At 64.0% G+C, this 18,039-nt stretch carries 14 protein-coding genes; 3 read left to right on the forward strand and 11 right to left on the reverse strand.

Annotated features, from left to right (window positions below):
• Positions 1–3 precede the first annotated feature (3 nt).
• From csrA to ACSQ19_RS01255, 9 genes are all read right to left on the reverse strand, one after another.
• On the reverse strand, positions 4–213 hold the full coding sequence (gene csrA, locus ACSQ19_RS01215; RefSeq protein ID WP_296280654.1) for a carbon storage regulator CsrA: 210 nt from the start codon (positions 211–213) through the stop codon (positions 4–6).
• A 151-nt stretch (positions 214–364) separates the two neighbouring features.
• Positions 365–3,016: an alanine--tRNA ligase gene (gene alaS, locus ACSQ19_RS01220; RefSeq protein ID WP_435999409.1), complete on the reverse strand. Its 2,652-nt coding sequence runs from the start codon at positions 3,014–3,016 to the stop codon at positions 365–367.
• Positions 3,017–3,108: 92 nt separating this feature from the next.
• On the reverse strand, positions 3,109–3,624 hold the full coding sequence (gene recX / locus ACSQ19_RS01225; RefSeq protein WP_435999411.1) for a recombination regulator RecX: 516 nt from the start codon (positions 3,622–3,624) through the stop codon (positions 3,109–3,111).
• Between the two features lie 17 nt (positions 3,625–3,641).
• Positions 3,642–4,673 (reverse strand): recombinase RecA, encoded by a 1,032-nt coding sequence (recA, locus tag ACSQ19_RS01230; protein ID WP_296280649.1) that lies wholly within the window; start codon positions 4,671–4,673, stop codon positions 3,642–3,644.
• A 172-nt stretch (positions 4,674–4,845) separates the two neighbouring features.
• The gene (gene lexA / locus ACSQ19_RS01235; RefSeq protein WP_296280647.1) at positions 4,846–5,487 is read right to left on the reverse strand and encodes a transcriptional repressor LexA; all 642 of its coding nucleotides are present in this window, start codon (positions 5,485–5,487) and stop codon (positions 4,846–4,848) included.
• Positions 5,488–5,559: 72 nt separating this feature from the next.
• Positions 5,560–6,051: a CinA family protein gene (locus ACSQ19_RS01240; RefSeq protein WP_435999414.1), complete on the reverse strand. Its 492-nt coding sequence runs from the start codon at positions 6,049–6,051 to the stop codon at positions 5,560–5,562.
• Positions 6,052–6,171: 120 nt separating this feature from the next.
• Complete coding sequence (locus tag ACSQ19_RS01245; RefSeq protein WP_435999416.1) at positions 6,172–8,742, reverse strand: TonB-dependent receptor; 2,571 nt, start codon at positions 8,740–8,742, stop codon at positions 6,172–6,174.
• Between the two features lie 701 nt (positions 8,743–9,443).
• A complete protein-coding gene (locus tag ACSQ19_RS01250; protein WP_435999418.1) occupies positions 9,444–10,439 on the reverse strand; it encodes a hypothetical protein in 996 nt (331 codons plus the stop codon).
• Positions 10,357–11,274 carry a M15 family metallopeptidase gene (locus tag ACSQ19_RS01255; protein ID WP_435999420.1) on the reverse strand — a complete coding sequence of 306 codons (918 nt, stop codon included), beginning with the start codon at positions 11,272–11,274 and terminating at the stop codon, positions 10,357–10,359. The genes ACSQ19_RS01250 and ACSQ19_RS01255 overlap by 83 nt, the downstream gene beginning before the upstream one ends.
• A 257-nt stretch (positions 11,275–11,531) precedes the next feature.
• On the opposite strand from ACSQ19_RS01255, the gene ACSQ19_RS01260 reads away from it, so the two are divergent.
• Together ACSQ19_RS01260 and ACSQ19_RS01265 are read left to right on the forward strand one after the other, a co-directional pair.
• Entirely contained in the window at positions 11,532–13,505 is a 1,974-nt protein-coding gene (locus ACSQ19_RS01260; RefSeq protein WP_435999422.1) for a YadA family autotransporter adhesin, read from the forward strand.
• Between the two features lie 206 nt (positions 13,506–13,711).
• Complete coding sequence (locus ACSQ19_RS01265) at positions 13,712–13,951, forward strand: hypothetical protein (RefSeq protein WP_435999424.1); 240 nt, start codon at positions 13,712–13,714, stop codon at positions 13,949–13,951.
• A 63-nt stretch (positions 13,952–14,014) separates the two neighbouring features.
• Here the strand turns inward: ACSQ19_RS01265 and ACSQ19_RS01270 are convergent, their stop codons facing one another.
• Positions 14,015–14,656, reverse strand: coding sequence for an ankyrin repeat domain-containing protein (locus ACSQ19_RS01270; RefSeq protein WP_435999426.1), 642 nt, complete (start codon positions 14,654–14,656; stop codon positions 14,015–14,017).
• A gap of 62 nt (positions 14,657–14,718) precedes the next feature.
• On the opposite strand from ACSQ19_RS01270, the gene ACSQ19_RS01275 reads away from it, so the two are divergent.
• Positions 14,719–15,174, forward strand: a complete 456-nt coding sequence (locus ACSQ19_RS01275) for a GIY-YIG nuclease family protein (RefSeq protein WP_435999428.1) — start codon at positions 14,719–14,721, stop codon at positions 15,172–15,174.
• Here the strand turns inward: ACSQ19_RS01275 and mobF are convergent.
• Positions 15,164–17,992 carry a MobF family relaxase gene (gene mobF, locus ACSQ19_RS01280; RefSeq protein WP_435999430.1) on the reverse strand — a complete coding sequence of 943 codons (2,829 nt, stop codon included), beginning with the start codon at positions 17,990–17,992 and terminating at the stop codon, positions 15,164–15,166. The genes ACSQ19_RS01275 and mobF overlap by 11 nt on opposite strands.
• Positions 17,993–18,039: the final 47 nt, after the last annotated feature.

The raw sequence follows: 18,039 nt of genomic DNA on the forward strand, positions 1-18,039 counted from the left end.
AAATCAATCGGACGTGACGTTCTCCGACGCCGCATGCGAAGAGATTTCTTCGCCACGCTGGATGCGCTGGTAGATTTCTTCGCGGTGCACGGCCACATCCTTGGGCGCAGTGATGCCGATGCGCACCTGGTTGCCTTTGACGCCGAGCACGGTCACCGTGACCGAATCGCCGATCATCAGGGTTTCGCCGACACGGCGGGTCAAGATCAACATGTTTCTTCTCCGTAATCCGGCAAAGGATAGTGCCGGGGGCGCGTCGGCACCGTGAAATAGGGCCGCCGGCTTCCTGGTACATTCATGAACCTAAAGCATGTTAGCGGCCGGAGGCACGCGGCCGCAAGCGCCGTCTGGTCCAATAGAGGGGTCAACCGAGGCGCTGCCGGACCCATTCCGGAATGGCCTGGAGGGCTGTCGCAAGGGCGGGCCCGTCCTCACCACCACCCTGGGCGAGGTCCGGGCGACCACCGCCCTTGCCACCGATCTGACTGGCGATATGTGAGAGGAGTTCCCCCGCCTTGACCTTGCCGGTTGCGGCGCCGTTCACGCCCGCCACCAAGGCAGCCTTTCCGTCCGATGCGCCGGCCAGCACGATCACGGTATCCCCCAGTTGCTGCTTCAGGCGGTCGACCGCGTCCCGAAGGGCCTTGGCGTCGAAGCCTTCCAGGCGGGAGGCGAGGACACGGATTCCGCCAACGTCCACCGCGGCACTGCCCAGATCGGACGTGGCACTGGAGGCCGCCTTCGCCTTCAGGGATTCCAGCTCCCGCTCGAGCTTCTTCTGGCGGTCTGCCAAGGAGCGGATCTTTTCGACGATCTCGCCCGGACTGCCGCCCAGTAGACTGGCAGCCTCGGACAAGCGACGCTCCTCGTCGGCCACATAGTCCAGGGCGCCCTGCCCGGTCACGGCCTCGATGCGCCGGACCCCGGCGGACACACCGCTCTCGCCGATCAGCTTGAACAGGCCGATGTCGCCCGTGCGCCCCACATGCGTGCCGCCACAGAGTTCCGTGGAGTAATCGCCCATCTTCAGGACGCGGACGTTTTCGCCGTACTTCTCGCCGAACAGCGCCATGGCGCCGAAATCCAGCGCCTCCTGCATGCCCATGTTGTGCACTTCAGCCGCGTTGTTCGCGCGGATCTGCGCATTGACGCGACGCTCGACCTCGGCCAGTTCGGCCGGCGTCATCGGCTGGAAATGGGAGAAGTCGAAGCGCAGCCGGTCGGGCGCGACGAGCGAGCCCTTCTGCTGGACATGGTTGCCGAGCACGTCACGCAGCGCCGCATGCAACAGATGTGTGGCGGAGTGGTTCAGGATGGTATTCGCGCGGCGCGCGGCATCCACGGAAGCGACGACATGGTCACCCAGCTTCAACACGCCCTCGGCGACGCGGCCGGCATGGCCATGGAACTGGCCGGCGAACTTCAGCGTGTCCCCGACCTCGAACCGCACGCCCTGCTCGACCAGCACGCCCGTATCACCGACCTGGCCGCCGGATTCCGCGTAGAAGGGCGTGCGATCCAAGATGACGACCGCCTCGTCGCCCGCCGCCACGGATGGCACCGGACGCCCCTCCTTCAGCAGCGCGACGATCTGCAGGCCACCCGCATCGAGCTGGTCGTAGCCAAGGAACGCGGTCGGCGAGAGCTGGGCCACCAGGTCGGCAGGCAAGCCAGTGTTTGATGTGAACTTGCCGGCGGCACGCGCGGTCTCGCGCTGCTGCGCCATTGCAGTATCGAACCCGGCCATGTCGACCGTCAGCCCGCGTTCGCGGGCGATGTCGGCGGTCAGGTCGACCGGGAAGCCATAGGTGTCGTACAGCCGGAAGGCATCGACACCGGGAATGACGCCATCGGCGACGCGCGCAGCGACGTCGTCAAAAATGCGCATGCCGGAATCCAGTGTCTCGGCGAACCGCTCCTCCTCAGCCTTGAGTGCGCGCTCGACCAGGGCCTGGGCGGCAGGGAGTTCCGGATAGGCATCCCCCATCAGGTCTGAAAGCGTGTCGACCATCTTGTGGAAGAACGGCTGGCGCATGCCCAGCATCCAGCCGTGGCGCAGCGCGCGGCGGATGATACGGCGCAGCACGTAACCCCGGCCTTCGTTGGACGGCAGCACACCGTCGACGATCAGGAAACTGCAGGCGCGGATGTGATCGGCGATGACGCGCAGCGACTTGTTTTCCAGATCGGCCGTGCCGGTCAGCTCCGCCGCCTTGCGGATCAGGCCCTGGAACAGGTCGATCTCGTAATTCGTGTGGACGTGCTGGAGTACCGCCGCCAACCGCTCCAGCCCCATGCCCGTGTCCACGCACGGCGCCGGCAGCGGCACGAGCGTGCCATCGGGCTGGCGATCGAACTGCATGAAGACGTTGTTCCAGATCTCGATGTAGCGGTCGCCGTCCTCGTCCGGCGAACCCGGCGGACCGCCGGCGATATGCTCGCCGTGATCGTAGAAGATCTCCGTGCATGGGCCGCAGGGGCCGGTATCGGCCATCTGCCAGAAATTGTCCGATGCGTACGGCGCGCCCTTGTTGTCGCCGATGCGGACGATGCGCTCGGCCGGCAGGCCGATCATCTTGTTCCACAGGTCGTAGGACTCGTCGTCGGTGTGGTAAACCGTGACCAGCAACCGCTCCGGTGCCAGCCCCCACACCTCCGTCAGCAGTTCCCACGACCAGGCGATGGCTTCCTTCTTGAAATAGTCGCCGAAGGACCAGTTGCCCAGCATCTCGAAGAAGGTGTGGTGCCGTGCGGTGTAGCCGACCGAATCAAGGTCGTTGTGCTTGCCTCCCGCGCGCAGGCAGCGCTGCACGTCGGCCGCGCGCACGTAGCTGCGCTTCTCGGCGCCCAGAAACACGTCCTTGAACTGGACCATGCCGGAGTTGGTGAAGAGCAGCGTGGGATCGTTGCCGGGCACCAGCGAGGCGGAGGGCACGATGGCGTGGCCCTTGCCGGCGAAGAAATCGAGGAAATCCTGGCGGATCTGGCGGGTGCTGAGGGTCTTGGGAGTGGTCATCTGGCAGGCATTGGCTGGAAGGCGCCTCATTGCGACGCACCATCCACAACATGCGGACGCGGCCGGGGGAAGCAACCCAATGCGCTAGATTATCAGGCCGCCCCGCCCCAGTCCTCCGGCTTCATCTGGCTGGCAGCGCGCACCGCTGCGGCGTCGAAGCCGCGCCGGACCAGGAAATCCGCGATCTTTCGCGATTGCGCCGGATCGATCCGGCAGGCTGGACCGAAACGGCGGCGGACGAGGTCGCATGCCGTTTCGGTCCAGTCGCCATCGAAGGTGGCCATGGCCGCCGCAACCGCCTCGCGATCCAGCCCGTGGGTGGACAGCTCGGCCCGGATGCGCAGCGGACCATACCCCCCTGAGGCCCGACTGCGGACGAGGGCCTCGGCAAAGCGCGTGTCGCTCTGCCACCCCTCCTCCGACAACCGGTCCACGGCCGATCGCACATCGGCCGCTTCCACACCGCGGGATGCCAGCTTGCGGGACAGTTCCCGCCGGGAGTGCTCGCGCCGGGTCAGCAGGCCGAGGGCCCGCTGCAGTGGCGTCTGCAGGGACGACGGGCGACGCCCCCGCTTGCCGCCGCCGGCTGGCTCATCCTGTTCGCTCATCACCTGCCGCCTTGCGCTTACTCGCCGTCGTCGGCGCTCTCATCGCGCTGCGCTTCGGCGGGCTGGAACTTCTCGCGCAGCTCCGACTCGAGCTTGGCGGCGATGGCCGGATTCTCGCGCAGGAAGGTGCGGGAATTGTCCTTGCCCTGCCCGATGCGCTCGCTGCCGTAGCTGTACCAGGCACCCGCCTTCTCGACCAGCTTGGCCTCGACACCCATGTCGATCAGTTCGCCCTCGCGACTGATGCCCTCGCCATACAGGATCTCGGTGACGACCTGCTTGAACGGAGGTGCCAGCTTGTTCTTGACCACCTTGATCTTGGTCTGGTTGCCGATGATCTCGTCGCCTTTCTTGATGGCGCCGATGCGACGGATGTCGAGGCGGACCGAGGCATAGAACTTCAGCGCGTTGCCACCGGTCGTGGTTTCCGGGCTCTGGCCGGGCATCATCACGCCGATCTTCATGCGCAACTGGTTGATGAAAATGACCGTGGTGTTGGAGCGCTTGATATTGCCGGTGAGCTTGCGCAGCGCCTGGCTCATCAGGCGTGCCTGCAGGCCGGGCAGCTGGTCGCCCATCTCGCCCTCGATTTCGGCCTTCGGAGTCAGGGCCGCGACGGAGTCGATGACCACGATGTCGATGGAGCCCGAGCGGACCAGCATGTCGGCGATCTCGAGCGCCTGTTCGCCGGTATCCGGCTGCGACAGCAGCAGATCGTCGACATTCACGCCCAGCTTGGCGGCGTAGATCGGGTCGAGCGCGTGCTCGGCATCGATGAAGGCCGCGGTGCCACCCTGTTTCTGGCACTGTGCGATCGCCTGCAGCGTCAGCGTGGTCTTGCCGGAGGACTCCGGACCATAGATTTCCACCACACGACCGCGCGGCAATCCGCCGATGCCCAAGGCGATGTCCAGCATCAGCGAACCCGTGGGAATGATCTCGACGGGCTCGATCACCCGGTCGCCCATGCGCATCACCGAACCCTTGCCGAACTGGCGCTCGATCTGGGTCAGGGCAGCGGAAAGGGCGCGCTTCTTGTTCTCGTCCATCGTCGTGGTCCTAGTCAATGTGGTCAGGTGCGATCAGTGTGGTGGGTGCCCATCGCACAGGCTGCGACGGAGCGGGCATGAGTGAAATTACGTCGGGGCACGGGTTGCGGACATCGGGGCATGTCGTGCCCGGGCATCGGGAAATGCCGTTCGCCGGCATCGGACATGCCCGTCACCGATTGGGCCTCACCAGCCCGCAATACAACCCTTCGATGGCGAAGTCCTGGTCGGGCAGCACTTCGATGGGGGCGTAGTCCGGATTGCGCGGGAGCAGGCGGATGCGGTCTTTTCCGATCTTCAGCAGCTTGACGGTGATGGCGTCGTCGACCCGCGCCACCACGATCTGGCCAGAACGGGCGTCCCGTGTGCGGTGAACGCCGATCAGGTCACCATCGAAGATACCTTCGTCGCGCATCGAATCTCCCTTGACCTTCAGCAGGTAGTCCGGGGCAGGCGCGAAGAAGGCGCGGTCCAGCAGCACATAGTCGTGGTGGCCCGCGTCGGCCCCGATCGGAGCACCGGCAGCCACCTGCCCGAGCACGGGCACGCGGAGGCCGTCGTCGTTGGCGGCCGGGAACGCAAGGTCGGGCTGCGCCGATGCCGGCACCTTCAACAGGCGGATCCCGCGTGCCCGGCCGGGAACCCGCTCGATGGCGCCCGCCTGCTCAAGTGCCTCGAGGTGGTACTGCGCGGCGCGTACTCCCTTGAAACCGAAGGCCTTGGCGATTTCCGCCTGCGACGGTGGCATGCCTTCGGCTTCGAGCCGGTCGGCGATCAGGGCGAGGATGGCGTGCTGGGTATCGGTCAGGTCCATGGTTAGTAGTAATACTACTAACCCGACCATCTGGCAACCGGTCGTGCGGAACGGATTCCGTCCGGACCCCAGCTACAGCCGCTCCAGGCCTGCAAGTGCGGTCGCCACCGTCTGCCGGCGTACCGCCTCACGGTCACCTGCGAACTGGAAGACCTCCGCCCGCGCGTAGCCCCCGCGCCGCTTCCAGCCTATCCATACCGTGCCGACCGGCTTGTCGGGGCTGCCACCCCCGGGGCCGGCGATGCCGGTCACGGCGACGGCGACGCTGGCACCCGAGTTGACCAGCGCACCGGAGACCATTTCGATGACGGTTTCCCGGCTGACGGCGCCGTGCGTTTCAAGCGTCTGCGGCCGCACGCCCAGCAGGGCCTGCTTGGCTTCGTAGCTGTAGGCGGCCAGGCCGCAGTCGAACCAGTCCGACGAGCCCGCGATATCGGTCACGCACTTGGCGATCCAGCCTCCCGTGCAGCTTTCCGCCGTGACCAGGTGATCGCGGTCCTGCCGCAGGAGTTCGCCGACCTGATGGGCCAGGGCGCGCAGTTCTTCATCGGTGGGGGCTGACATCATCGGTTCCGACGGGGGACTGTCGTGTTGTAGCCGATTTGCCGCGCGCTGTCGCCCGTCGGGCACACAAGAAAACGGCCCGCCAGGGGGCGGGCCGCTCGCCACATTGTGCGAAGGGGATCAGTAGCGGACGCGGAAGGTCACGCCGTACATGCGGGGCGCACCGAGGAACGCGTTGAAGGTGTTGAAGGGATTGTTCGGGGCCGGCGAGACGTTCTGCAGCGGACCGTCGAAACCGACCTGCACGTATTCCTCGTCGGTGATGTTGGTGCCCCAGAACTCGAGCATCCAGCGCTGGTCCTGCGCGCCGATGCCGAAGCGCGCGTTGGCGACCGTGTACGCGCCCTGCATCTTCTCCGGGTCGAGGTCGGAACCGGTGTTGTACTCGGACACGTACTTGGCACCGATGTTGAAGCGCGCCATCAGGCTGCCCACATCCCATTCATACGTCACCGATGCCGAACCGGACCACTTCGGAGCGAAGCTCATCTGCGCACCGGGCAGCTTGTACAGTGCGCCGGTCGGCGAAACGAAGTCGCCGCCGGGGATGTTGTCGCCGTAGGTGGTGTCGGCATACATCAGGCCACTCTGCAGCATCAGACCGCGTATCGACTTGGGCTGCCACATCAGTTCGGCATCCAGACCCTGCGAGGTGACTTCCGGGATCGAGCGCACCACGAAGCTCGTACCCAGGAAGCTGTTGAGCTGGAAGTCCTCGTACTTCTGATGGAACAGGGTGGCGTTCAACAACAGGTTGCCGTCGAGCCAGGTGGTCTTGGCGCCCAGCTCGTAGCTGTCGACGAACTCACCGCCGAAGGAGGTGTCCAGGACAGGCTGGATGCCGTTCGCACTGCCGCTGCTCAGGCCGTTCGACGACTGCACGCGGTCGAGGTTGAAGCCGCCGCCCTTGTAGCCGCGTGCGAACGAACCGTACGTCATCACGTTGTCGTTCCAGCGGTAGGCGGCCTTGAGCGTGCCGGACCACTCCTTCTCCTCGCGGCTCTGCACCGTGTCGCGCGACGGTGCGTTGTGCAGCGGATTGGCCCAGGGCAGGCAGCCGTATCCGACCACCGTGGGGGCGGCGGCGCTGGCCTGCGCCACCGTCAGGCCGCGCGCCACCAGGGCGGCGACGACCTGCGCGGGATTGGCCAGCATGGAACCGCAGCCCGCACCGCCGTTCGGATTGCTGTAATTCGAAATCAGCGTCTTCTTCTCGCGCGTGTAGCGCAGGCCCAGCGTCAGGTCGAGGGCATCGGTGGCATGCCACGTGTTGTTGGTGAACAGCGCCGTGCTCTTCGCGCTCTGCTGGTAATTATCCAGCGCACCCAGGCCGGCGAACACCGTGCCGAACGGGCGACCGGTAGCCTGCGAGAGGAACAGCGGCGCGGTCGGCGAGGTGCCCAGCGCGGGATTGATGATCGACAGCAGCGCGACCGACAGGTAGGGCTCGTAGTGCGGACCGATGCGATAGGTCTCTGTGCGATCCAGGTCTTCGTCGGTATAGAACGCGCCGACCATCCAGTCGATGCGATCGGTCGCGCCGGTCAGGCGGAATTCCTGGCTGAAGGTCTTGAAACCGGTGAACGACTCGTCCTTGTCCGCCACGCGGTACAGGATGTCGGCCGTGCTGAAGTCGTAGTCGAGGCCGTTGATCGCCTGCCATTCGCGCTGTGCGGTGATCGAGGTCAGCGTGGCGCCGCCGAACCAGGACGAGTCCCAGTTCACTTCGACGGCAACACCATTCTCCTTGATGTCCTGGGTGGTCGGCCGGTTGCTGTAGGCCACGCGGTTGAACGGGTCGTCGCCCGGCGCGGCCACGGCCTGGCCGCCGACCAGCCGGTTGAGGATGGCGGCCGTCGCACCGACGGTCGTCTGTACCGCCGCGCAGCAGTTTTCCTCGCGGCTGGTGAAATCGCCGGACAGCATGATTTCCAGGTTCTCGGTCGGCTCCAGCAGCACCTTGCCGCGCACGGTGTGGAAGTTCTGATCGTTGTCGTCGGTCTCGCGACGCGGGCCGGCACCCGTGCGCACATCCATCCAGCCGTCGCGCTTGCGCTTGGCAGCGTAGATGTTGAACGCACCCACTTCGCCTAATGCGTCGTTGTACGCGCCCGACACGCCGATGGCGTTGTAGTTGCCGAGCGTGATCTCGCCTTCCGCGCTCTGCGTATAGCTGGGACGGCGTGTGACCACGTTGATGACGCCGGCAGAGGTGTTCTTGCCGAACACGGTGCCCTGCGGGCCCTTCAGGACTTCGATGCGCTCCAGCTGGCCGAGGTCGCCAAAGCCGACGCTGTTGCGGGGGCGGTACACGCCATCGATCACCACGCCCACCGACGATTCCAGGCCGACATTGTCGCCGACGGTACCGATGCCGCGGATACGCGCTGTGGTGATGGCCTCGCTCTGGGTGCTGGTCACGGTCAAGCCAGGCACCAGGACCTGCAGGTCCTTGATGTCGCGCACGCCGGTGTCCTGCAGCAATTGCTCGGACACCGCGGTGATCGCGATCGGCACGTCCTGCATGGCCTCCTCGCGCTTCTGCGCGGTGACCGTCATGGTCGCGAGCGTGGTGGGTTCCTCATCCGTCGCCGGCGCGGCGGCCTGCTGCGCATACGCATGCGAGCTGGCGCAGAGCGCGGTGAAGACGGCGAGCGAAAGCGCTTTGTGCCTGGGCGATGCGTTGACCATGTTCTCCCCTCCCAAGGGTCATGTCTGGCGGTTGGTGCTGTGGTTTACCTGATGTGGCGAGCGGTGATGCCGCTGACGACGAACGCAACTCCCCTTGCGTCAACGCGAAATTAACACCGGCTTCACAGCACGGCATTCTGCACTGCGTCGATACGCAGGCCATCACTTTGGCACGGATAAGCCACTGATTTTCCGAACGATCGTGCGGAACTGGGGTTACGCGGGGCGTGCCGCATGCATGGCTTCGAGCCATGTGCGTGCTCGATCCACAGGGGCAGCGCATGGGTCAAGGTGCGCACGGGCATGGGTGCCCAGCCGCTACAATCAACGCCCTTTTGCCTCCCCTTCCCCGCTGGCCACGTGAGCAAAGACAAGTCGGAACACACGCCCCTGATGAAGCAGTAAGGGCGTGCGACTTTCTTACGGCTCTATCCATCTGTTTTAATTAGGATTTCCCTTCGCAATTTCGGGATGTTCGGCATTTTGGCTACCCATTGGCGACCCTTTCCCCATCCTTCATCCCCTAAAACACACGCTCCTGACGATCGTCATTGAGGGCCGATCTGGGATATGAGTGGATGCATCCACTCTCCAAGAAAAGGAAGCCCCCGACGATGCCGAGGGCTACAGCCTTTCTGATGGAATTCGTGTGTCGGAGCGAAGGAAGCACTGGCTTGCTACTTGCACTGAGCTACCAACTTCTACTCTTCAAGCGACTCAGGAAGCGGCGTCTTCTTCACCAGCTGAAGCTCGCCATTCTCCATGACGTAGAAATAGGCGAAGTAGCCGATCTGATTGTATTGATCGTCCATCTCAGGTCCTTCAGCCACGAGCAACCGACTACTCGGCTCCATCTTCATGATGAGCTCTCCGTCCTCACCGCCGAACCCCTTCTCCACGACATGACCCGTTCGCTTACTTACTAGGGTGGTGACGAAGCATTGCGTGCCACAACCCCAACCTGCGACCGCGTATTCACCTGCAAACGCGACCTGACCATCGGCCAGGCCCTCTGATAGCTTCGTCCTGAAGGTTCTCGCAGTTTCGCTACTTAGATCCAATGCCGCCACCGGCCCCTGGTAGATCTCACCCACCGGATAGTCTTCGAGTTTGGGGCCACCATCCTGGCCACTAAGGATCGCCTCGCGCTGACGTTCAATCTCCGCAATTGCTTCAGGGGAAGGCGCAGCCGGCACCTCAGCAGCATTCTCCATGGCAGGCTCATCAGCGGGTGCGCCATCCACCCGGGATGCTTCTGATATTGGATTGACGTCAGCGGACGTCACATTGTTCTTGGCGCTAGCCACTGCGCCCATCAAGAAGATCTGATCCCCTGCGTCTAAGCCGCCGATATGGACCAAGTGTTGATCTTGGTCATCCAACTGAGATGTGTAATCGAGGGTGAGAGAGTGCTGGCCACCTTGACCGTTGGGAACACGCAGTGTGGCTTGGCAGCTGTATTTCTTGATGTTCTCTTCCAAGGATGTCGCGTGAGGAAGATCAATGGTCAGCACCTTTCGTAGCGCCTCCGCGGGAATGCTGTCCCCACCCGCCACACCGACGTTTTCCGCAATGATTCGCCTGACCAAGTCCAGCGTATCGGCATCTGAACACTTAGGCACTTCCGGCTCCATGAGCGAACAACCAGCCGAAACGCCCACGGCAAACACCAGCAGCACCGAGCCCACCGTCTTCATGCACAACCCCTAGCCCCTTGAATGAAAAAGATGATACATCGGCAACTCGCCACGGCGTCCTGAAATCGGTGCCCACTGGGCACTGTTGAGGCCCCTCGAACACGGGCATTGGCAAAGACCACCACGCGCTCCAGTCGAGACGCGACGTGGACACGCTCCACTCCCATGGGCGGCGGCACACGAACCCATCGCACTCCTCAGCTGGCGTGATGGCCAGCGGGTCCAGACCAGGCCAAAGTGGCGGCAAGGGCTCGGGCACCACGGCCGCCACCCTTACCTCCTGTCCGGCCCTATAAGAACGAATGGCCAGAAGGCAGGGCGTGCGCATCTCGACATGGGGCATGTCCTTGAAGTCGGTCCAAGCCCCACCCCACCGCAAGCCGGCCGCCTGGGCCAGTTCCCCATACCGCTCGTAGCCTTGGCGAACGTGGTCGTTCTTGAGGTTCCAGCTGGGTCGCCCCCGCTTGTGGATGACCATGTCGGCCGCGAAGCCGTGGTTATGGCAGCTTCGACCGGGGCCGACCTGAGTCACGCCCTTCTGGCTGGCCAGGAGTTCGGCCTGGCGTTGCTCGGACCGGTAGCCCTCGGCCAGGCGCAGGTCATAGCCCTCCTCTTTCATCTGCTGCTGGATCCGTTCCAGCTTGGCCCGCAGGTCGGGGTGGACACCGTCCCACTGAGGAGCGTCCTTGTGGCGGTGGAACAACCGCTTGAACAGCCCCGGTTTCTTGCCGTGGACATCGGCGATGGAGTCGGCAGGAACGTGGGCATGCGCCGGCACGGTGACAACGAGGAATAGGACAGACGCCAGCAGCGCCTTCATTGAACGAGATTTCATGAGTAGGCCTCCTTACTCACATGGGTCTACTCTTCATGCAAAAGGAAAATCGGAAACGCGCAAGGCCCCCTTGCCAATCTGAAATCCTTGTATAGAAAAGAAGAGGCAGGCTTCCTCCTTGCCTGCTGCTTCCCGGCCCGATGAGGTCTCCTGTCGGTCCCGTAGTCGGGTCGGGAAGCTCTTCTACCCCCCCTTGCGCGTTTCCCGCTGCGTGTTACTCGTGAGTAGACACCCCTACTCGTCGGAGGACACCCACCATGAAACGCTCACTCATCCACATCGCGCTGCTCGCCTGCCTGTTCTCGGGCACGGCGATGGCGCAGGTCCAGGTTGGCAACAACGCCACCGCGACCGCCCTCGAAACCACCGCCGTGGGCGACGGCGCCCATGCAGTCACGGACCTCTCAACGGCCATCGGTGCACGAGCCTTGGCAGATGGCGGCACAATTGACGGAAACCCCTGCGTGGGGGCTACCGCGGTTGGCAACGAAGCCACTTCCCAGGGCTGCAGCGCCACCTCGCTGGGGCACATGAGCCACGCGAACGGGCCGAGTGCGACCGCTGTTGGCGCGAGAGCCGAATCGATGGGCGTCAATTCATCCGCGTTTGGCGCAGGGGCTTCCGCCTCGAACAGCGGAACCGCCATCGGTTCCAATACTTCAGTATCCGGCACGTTCGGAACGGCCCTCGGATCAGGTGCTTCTGCAGGCGCCCCCCGCGGCACGGCCATCGGAGCAATGTCGAAAGCTGACGCGGATGGTTGCGTTGCCTTGGGTTCTGTCAGCGAATGCTCGAATTCGGATGAGGCCAGTGTTGGCAATGCGGAATATGGCATCTACCGCCGCGTGACCAATCTCGCCAACGGGATCAACGACACCGATGCAGCCTCCGTTGGCCAGCTGCGCACCATTGCCACCGCCATCGGTGGCGGTGCCGGCTTCGTCAATGGCGTGTTCGTGCCGCCATCCATCACCCTGTCCAGTGGTAACACCCACACCAACGTGACCGCCGCGATCTACGACCTGGACGGCCGGCTTCACACCCTGGAGCAGAACCCCGCCAGTGGCTCGCAGGGTCCGGCCGGTCCTGCCGGTGCCAGCGCCTACCAGGTGGCCGTTTCCAACGGCTTCACTGGAACGGAAACGGAGTGGCTGGTATCGCTGAAGGGCGACAAGGGAGAGCGCGGCAATATGGGCCCGCAAGGCCCTGCCGGCGCCAACGGTCAGGACGGACAAGGCGACGGAACCAACCCCTACTTCGCAGCCAACGGCAACAACGACGGGTCGGACAACGCGCAGGCAGACCAGCTCGGGGGTGTTGCGGCCGGCCGCAACGCGGCTTCCCGAGGGTTCGGCGACGTGGCTGTCGGCGAGAACGCCAACGCGGACTCAGGCCCAGATGGATCTGGGGCGGTTTCCATTGGCCCCCGCTCCAGCGCCACGGGTGGCGGAACCACCGCCGTGGGCGACCAAGCCAATGCTCAAGATCGCGGTTCGGCTGCTTTCGGGCTGGGCGCCACCGCGCGTGACAGCAGCCTGGCCGCTGGCATGGGCTCTGCGGCCACGGGTCACGTCAGCACCGCTGTGGGCCCGAACGCCCAGGCTTCCGGCCGCGCCTCCTCTGCCTTCGGCAACAACGCGCAGGCCCAGCAGGACAACGCTACTGCTGTCGGCTCTGCGACGGTTGCTCAGCGAAACGGCACCGCTGTGGGCGCTGGCTCAGCGGCTGGGGTGAATGGAACGGCTCTCGGTGTGAACGCCAGCGCCACGCACACCAACTCGGTGGCCATCGGCGCCAACACCCGCACCACGGGATCCAACCAGGTGGCCATGGGCTACCGGCAGGTGACCCAGGTTGCCGACGGCCGAGTGGCGCAAGGCTCCACGGATGCTGTCAACGGTGGGCAGCTGTGGAACCTTCAGCAGTCGCTGGATGACCGGTGGATCGAGATTGATCGGCGTTTCGACCACACCGACAAGCGCATCAACGGCTTGGGTGCCCAGACCGCCGCGATGTCCCAAATGGCAGCGGCTGGTGGTCCCTACGGCCTGGCCGTTGGTGAAGTCGCCATCGGTGCCGGCGTCGGCTTCTACGGCAACGAAGCCGCCATCGCCATCGGTTGGTCCACCCGCCTGACGGAACGCGTCAACGTCAGCGCCGGCCTGTCTTTCGGCAGCGGCAAGACCAAGCCCATGGGCGGGGTCGGGATTTCCATTCGTTTGGGTCGATAAAAAGGAGGTGATCCGTCTCGGCAGGGGCCCTTCGGGGCCCTTGTTCGCGCCTGCTGGAATTTAATTGAATTGCTATAATTTACAAGCACTTACAGTTGCATTCCGGGCACGAGGGGCGTATAATCGGCCCCAACAAATTCGCAGAGGGGTGGGGGTTCAATTCCCTACCCATCACGATGGTCGTAGCGCCGATAGCCTCCATCGCCTTGGCTCTCACCAAGGGATGGTTCTTCAACCGAAACAGGAATGGTGACACCCGCAACAACGATGACAACACGGAGGAAAACGTCATGAAGAAAGCAAACCGTTCAAGCAATATAGGTAATGGCAACAAGGGCAAGGCATTCAAGAACGCTATAGGCGCCGTTCTGGATGTGATTTACGACACGACCATTGGGATGGGAGCAGGTGCGCTCCTCCAGCAACACCAGGTCAGCGAACGGTGAGCCCCGCTCCCTGCTGACCCACACGAAGAGCCCGGGCTGGTCCCGGGCTTTTCTTTTGAACCCTTACAGCCTCGGCCGGGAGGGAGCGGAAGAAGCAGTGGCCAACGCCAGCTCCAGCCGCTCGGCCTTCTGAGCCGCACGCCAGGCTTGAAGCACTTTCAGTGTTGGCGCATCGTCGGCCAGGTCCATGGCGCCCTCGCCATCCTGGTTGAATGTTTCCAAGTCCGCGCCGTTCTCCAGGAGCAGTAGGCACATGGACGGCTGGCCCGACCGTGCCGCGGCCAGCAACGGCGTGTCACCGGTCATCCCGTCAACGCCGTCCACGTCCGCCCCTGCCTTCAGCATCAATTCGGCCACCGCGAGCGAGCGACCCCAGACGGCGCGCATCAACGGCATGTCTCCGCTTTCCCTGCGCTCCAAGGGCAACGTCAAGGCATCGACTTCTGCGCCATTGGCCAGGAGCAATCGGCAGGCATCGAGGTGGCCCCCGAATGCGGCCAGGTGGAGCGCCGTCACCTCCTCGGCCATCGTGGACACCATGCCCTGATCAACCAGCACGTAGCGCCCGGGATCCATGCCCAAGTGCAGGAGCCGGCTCAGCTCGTCGGTGTCGCCCACTCGGGCTGCGCGCATCCATCGGTTGTCCAAGGCCTGCTCCCTCTCGAGGTCGATAAGCCACGGTAGATCGGCATCGGAAACGCGCAAGGGGTTGCCAGTCCTCGAATCTGATCTATTCGTGAGTGGGTCGTTTCACTCACGGAGAGACCATGACCCACCGCCACAACCTCGGACGCAGCGAGAAGTATCACGCCCTGCCCCGCACCCTTTACGCCCTGTTGTTCGACGACGGGGGCTGCTACATCGGCCAGAGCTCGAACCCGGAGCAACGCGAGAAGCAACACCGATCACGCCAGGGCGGCTGGCACCGTCCCTTCCAGTTCCATGTGCTGGGCGTGGTGACGGCCACCCGGGCGGAAGCCGAAGCACACGAACAGGCCTGGCGAGTGAGGGCGTCGAAGGAAGGTTGGCGCGTCTACGCCAAGCCCCCGGGGATCGTCATCAACCCTCACCGTCGGGCTACGCCCCACGTGCGATGGCTGGCACTCCAGTGCCGTTGGACCTTGGGCACGCCAAGCAGGCGTCCCTCGGAACACATCCGATGGTGGCCGTGGATTCTCGTGGGAGCCAGCCTCTTGCTGCTGTCCCGCTGCGTCACCGGGTGAGCACGGGTCCGCGTTGCTTCATCACGGGCACCTGGGGTTTCGGCTTCAATCCCGCCAGCAGTTCTTCCACGTCCTGGACCAGGTTGCGCACGGGAGCGGCCTGGGTCTCGGACAGTCCGACGCTCAGTGCCATCTCCTTATGGCGTTCGGTGCCCAGGCGTTCGGCCATGCGCTCCATGACGTCGTCCGTCGTATACATGCGGTAGCTGCCCTTGGTCAGGCGCGTGAACGCCACCAGGGCCGATTGCTGGTCGAGCATGCCCATGTTGGTGGCCAGGTGGTAGATCTCCGCCTTGCCTTGCCCTTGGGACTTGTGGACGGTCATGGCATACCGGTGGGCCAGCGCGTTGTGCTCGCTCGTGTTGAACCGCACGAGGCGCCCGTTCTCCTTCGGGTTCGAGGCCTCGATGCGCACCACCAGATCGTAGCCGCCGGCCTTGTCCTTGCGGATGCTTTCCACGGTGCCTTCCGTGCCATTGATGACGCCCAGATCGTTGTTCGTCGCCGTGAACATGACCCGGTCCCGACGGGACAGCGTCAGGTCTTCCCACTGCCCCTTCACGATCGACCGGAAAGTGAACTCTTCCTTGTCCAGCACACCCTGCTCCTGCAGCCCTTTTCGGATGGCCATGTTGAGCGTGGTGACTTCGCCCCGGGTGTGGGCCAGAACCAACTTCTCGTCCATCGGGGTGGGGTCTTTCAGGTAGTCGTCTACCAGCGCCTTGATGGCCTGTTTGTCCGTGCCGAAGTCGTCGATGCAATTTCGCTCCTTGAGATTGCGAAGGATCTGCGCACCCATATCGAGGGTGCCTTGGCGGCTCCGGTGCCCTCGGCGCATGTCCTTGACCCTCCCGTGGTGGTCCCGTTCGTAGAAGCTGTTCGCGGTGACCAGGTCACCGGCGTTCTTCTGCCGACGGATCTCGGTCAGCTTCGTGTCGCCCAGCGCCATCTTCGCCAGTTCGAAGCCATTGCCCGCGGCGATGGGCTGGAGCTGGTCACTGTCCCCCTGCATGATGAGCTTGGCTCCCACCGACTGGCAGTAGGTCATGAGCTTCAGGGTGTCACCCGTGGCCACCATGCCGGCTTCGTCGAGCACGACCACGTCTTTCTTGGTCAAGGCCACCTTCCCCTGACGCACCTGGGAGAAGAATCTGGCGACGGACATGCTGGGCATGCCCGATTCGAGCTCCAATTTTTCAGCGGCCCGTCCACCCACCGCCAGTCCCATCAGCTGCTTTCCCTCGGCTTCGAAGCACTGCTTATAGACCTCTGCCACGGTGGTCTTGCCGGTGCCGGCCAACCCCGACATGACGCCGACTCCGGACGTTCCATAGGTCAGGTGACCGATGGCGGCCTTCTGCTCCTCGGTGAGAGTGAACCCCTTGCGCTTCTCATACGCGGCGATCTCCCGGTCCACTGTGGAGCGGAAAAGCTGCAGGTCCGTCTCGTTGTCCCGTTCCTTTGATCGGCGGATGATCTCGGCCTCCCATTCGACCATCCAGGTGGCGCAGAAGCGATCCTCCCGGTGCTTGCGCGCCAACCGGTTGCCCCGATCGTCTTCGTGGAGGTGTTCGGCTTTCACGCGCACCAGGTCGTCCTGTTCGGTGAACTCCTTCACCATCTTGAGCACCTGTTCGGCGTTCTTCTGCCCGGCGAATTCCATCCCCAGCTCCCGAACCAGGTCATGCTCGCAGAACATCGCCTCGTTCTCGTGCATGCGCCTCAAGACCTCATCGAATGTATGTGGGTCCAGGTGTTGGCCTTTGGTCTGCTTGAGGGACTGGGTGGTGGGGACCAGATCCGGTCTTTCCTTGGCGATGTTGGCGAAGGTTTGCTGCCAGTCCTTGACCACCTGCTCGAACGGCGGTTCTTCCTTCTTCTTGCGGGTGGCCTTGCAGGCCTCGTCGTGGCTGGCCGAAGGGTGTTCTTTGACGTAGTCCAGGATTTCCTGGCGGCGGGTCTTCGTCTGAAGCACGAGCTCCCGGTCGATGCCGGCGATGGTGGTGAGGATCTGGCCCGTCTCGCGCCCCATCACGTCCACCTCGCGCTCCCGCTGGATCCCGTAGCCCAGCGCCTTCATCGCGCTGTAGAGCTCGGCCTTGTAGAGATGATCGGCCGCATGGCGGTGACGGTAGATTTCGATGGCGTCGAAGGTGCCCCATTTGCCGTCCTCGCCCTTCGATATCCCGTAGACCAGGTGATGGGTGTGAAGGTCGGGTTCCACGTTCCGGTTGCTGACGTGATCGGCTGCGGTCCACACCAGGCCCTGCGTTCCGATGACTTCTTTTCCTCCCTTCTCCCGGCGGGTTTCCACCTTGCTCTCGATGTAGCCCATGGCCACGGCGCAGGCCTGGCGGTGGGCTTCCAGGATGGCCAGCTTCTCGCGCTCATCCGCAAGCGCAAAGGCCACGCTCACGTCCCCGGGGGCGGAAATGGTCAGATCGAACCCCACCCGATGGCCGCCCTGCCACTTCTCCATCGGCTTGCCATCGTCGTCCAGACGCACGTTGCCCCAGCGATCCGTCTTGATGACCAGCTGGGGTTCCTCGCCCGCGTTTTTGCACAACGGCCTTCCGGTGGGTGAAAAGCCCTTGCCCAGCTGTTCCATCACCTCGCGGGTGACCGGCTGCCCTTTCAGGCCGAGCTCGGCGGCGAGCTTGCCGCCCCAGTTGATCGTCTGACGGGGATCGGGCCCGCTGCCAGCGTAGTAAGCCACCGCGCTGTCGATGGCCAAGCGCTCGGTGGCCAGCATGTAGTCGAACATGTTGCCGTTGCCCTTGTTGCGGCCACGGGCGTCGATGCGCGTGCAATTGATCATGTGACTCTCCGAAACCTTGACTGATCCAAGGTCCCAGAAAACGGAGA

It is taken from the genome of Pseudoxanthomonas sp. LjRoot127 (assembly GCF_964253495.1).
In the GTDB taxonomy this organism is placed as follows: Bacteria; Pseudomonadota; Gammaproteobacteria; order Xanthomonadales; family Xanthomonadaceae; genus Pseudoxanthomonas_A.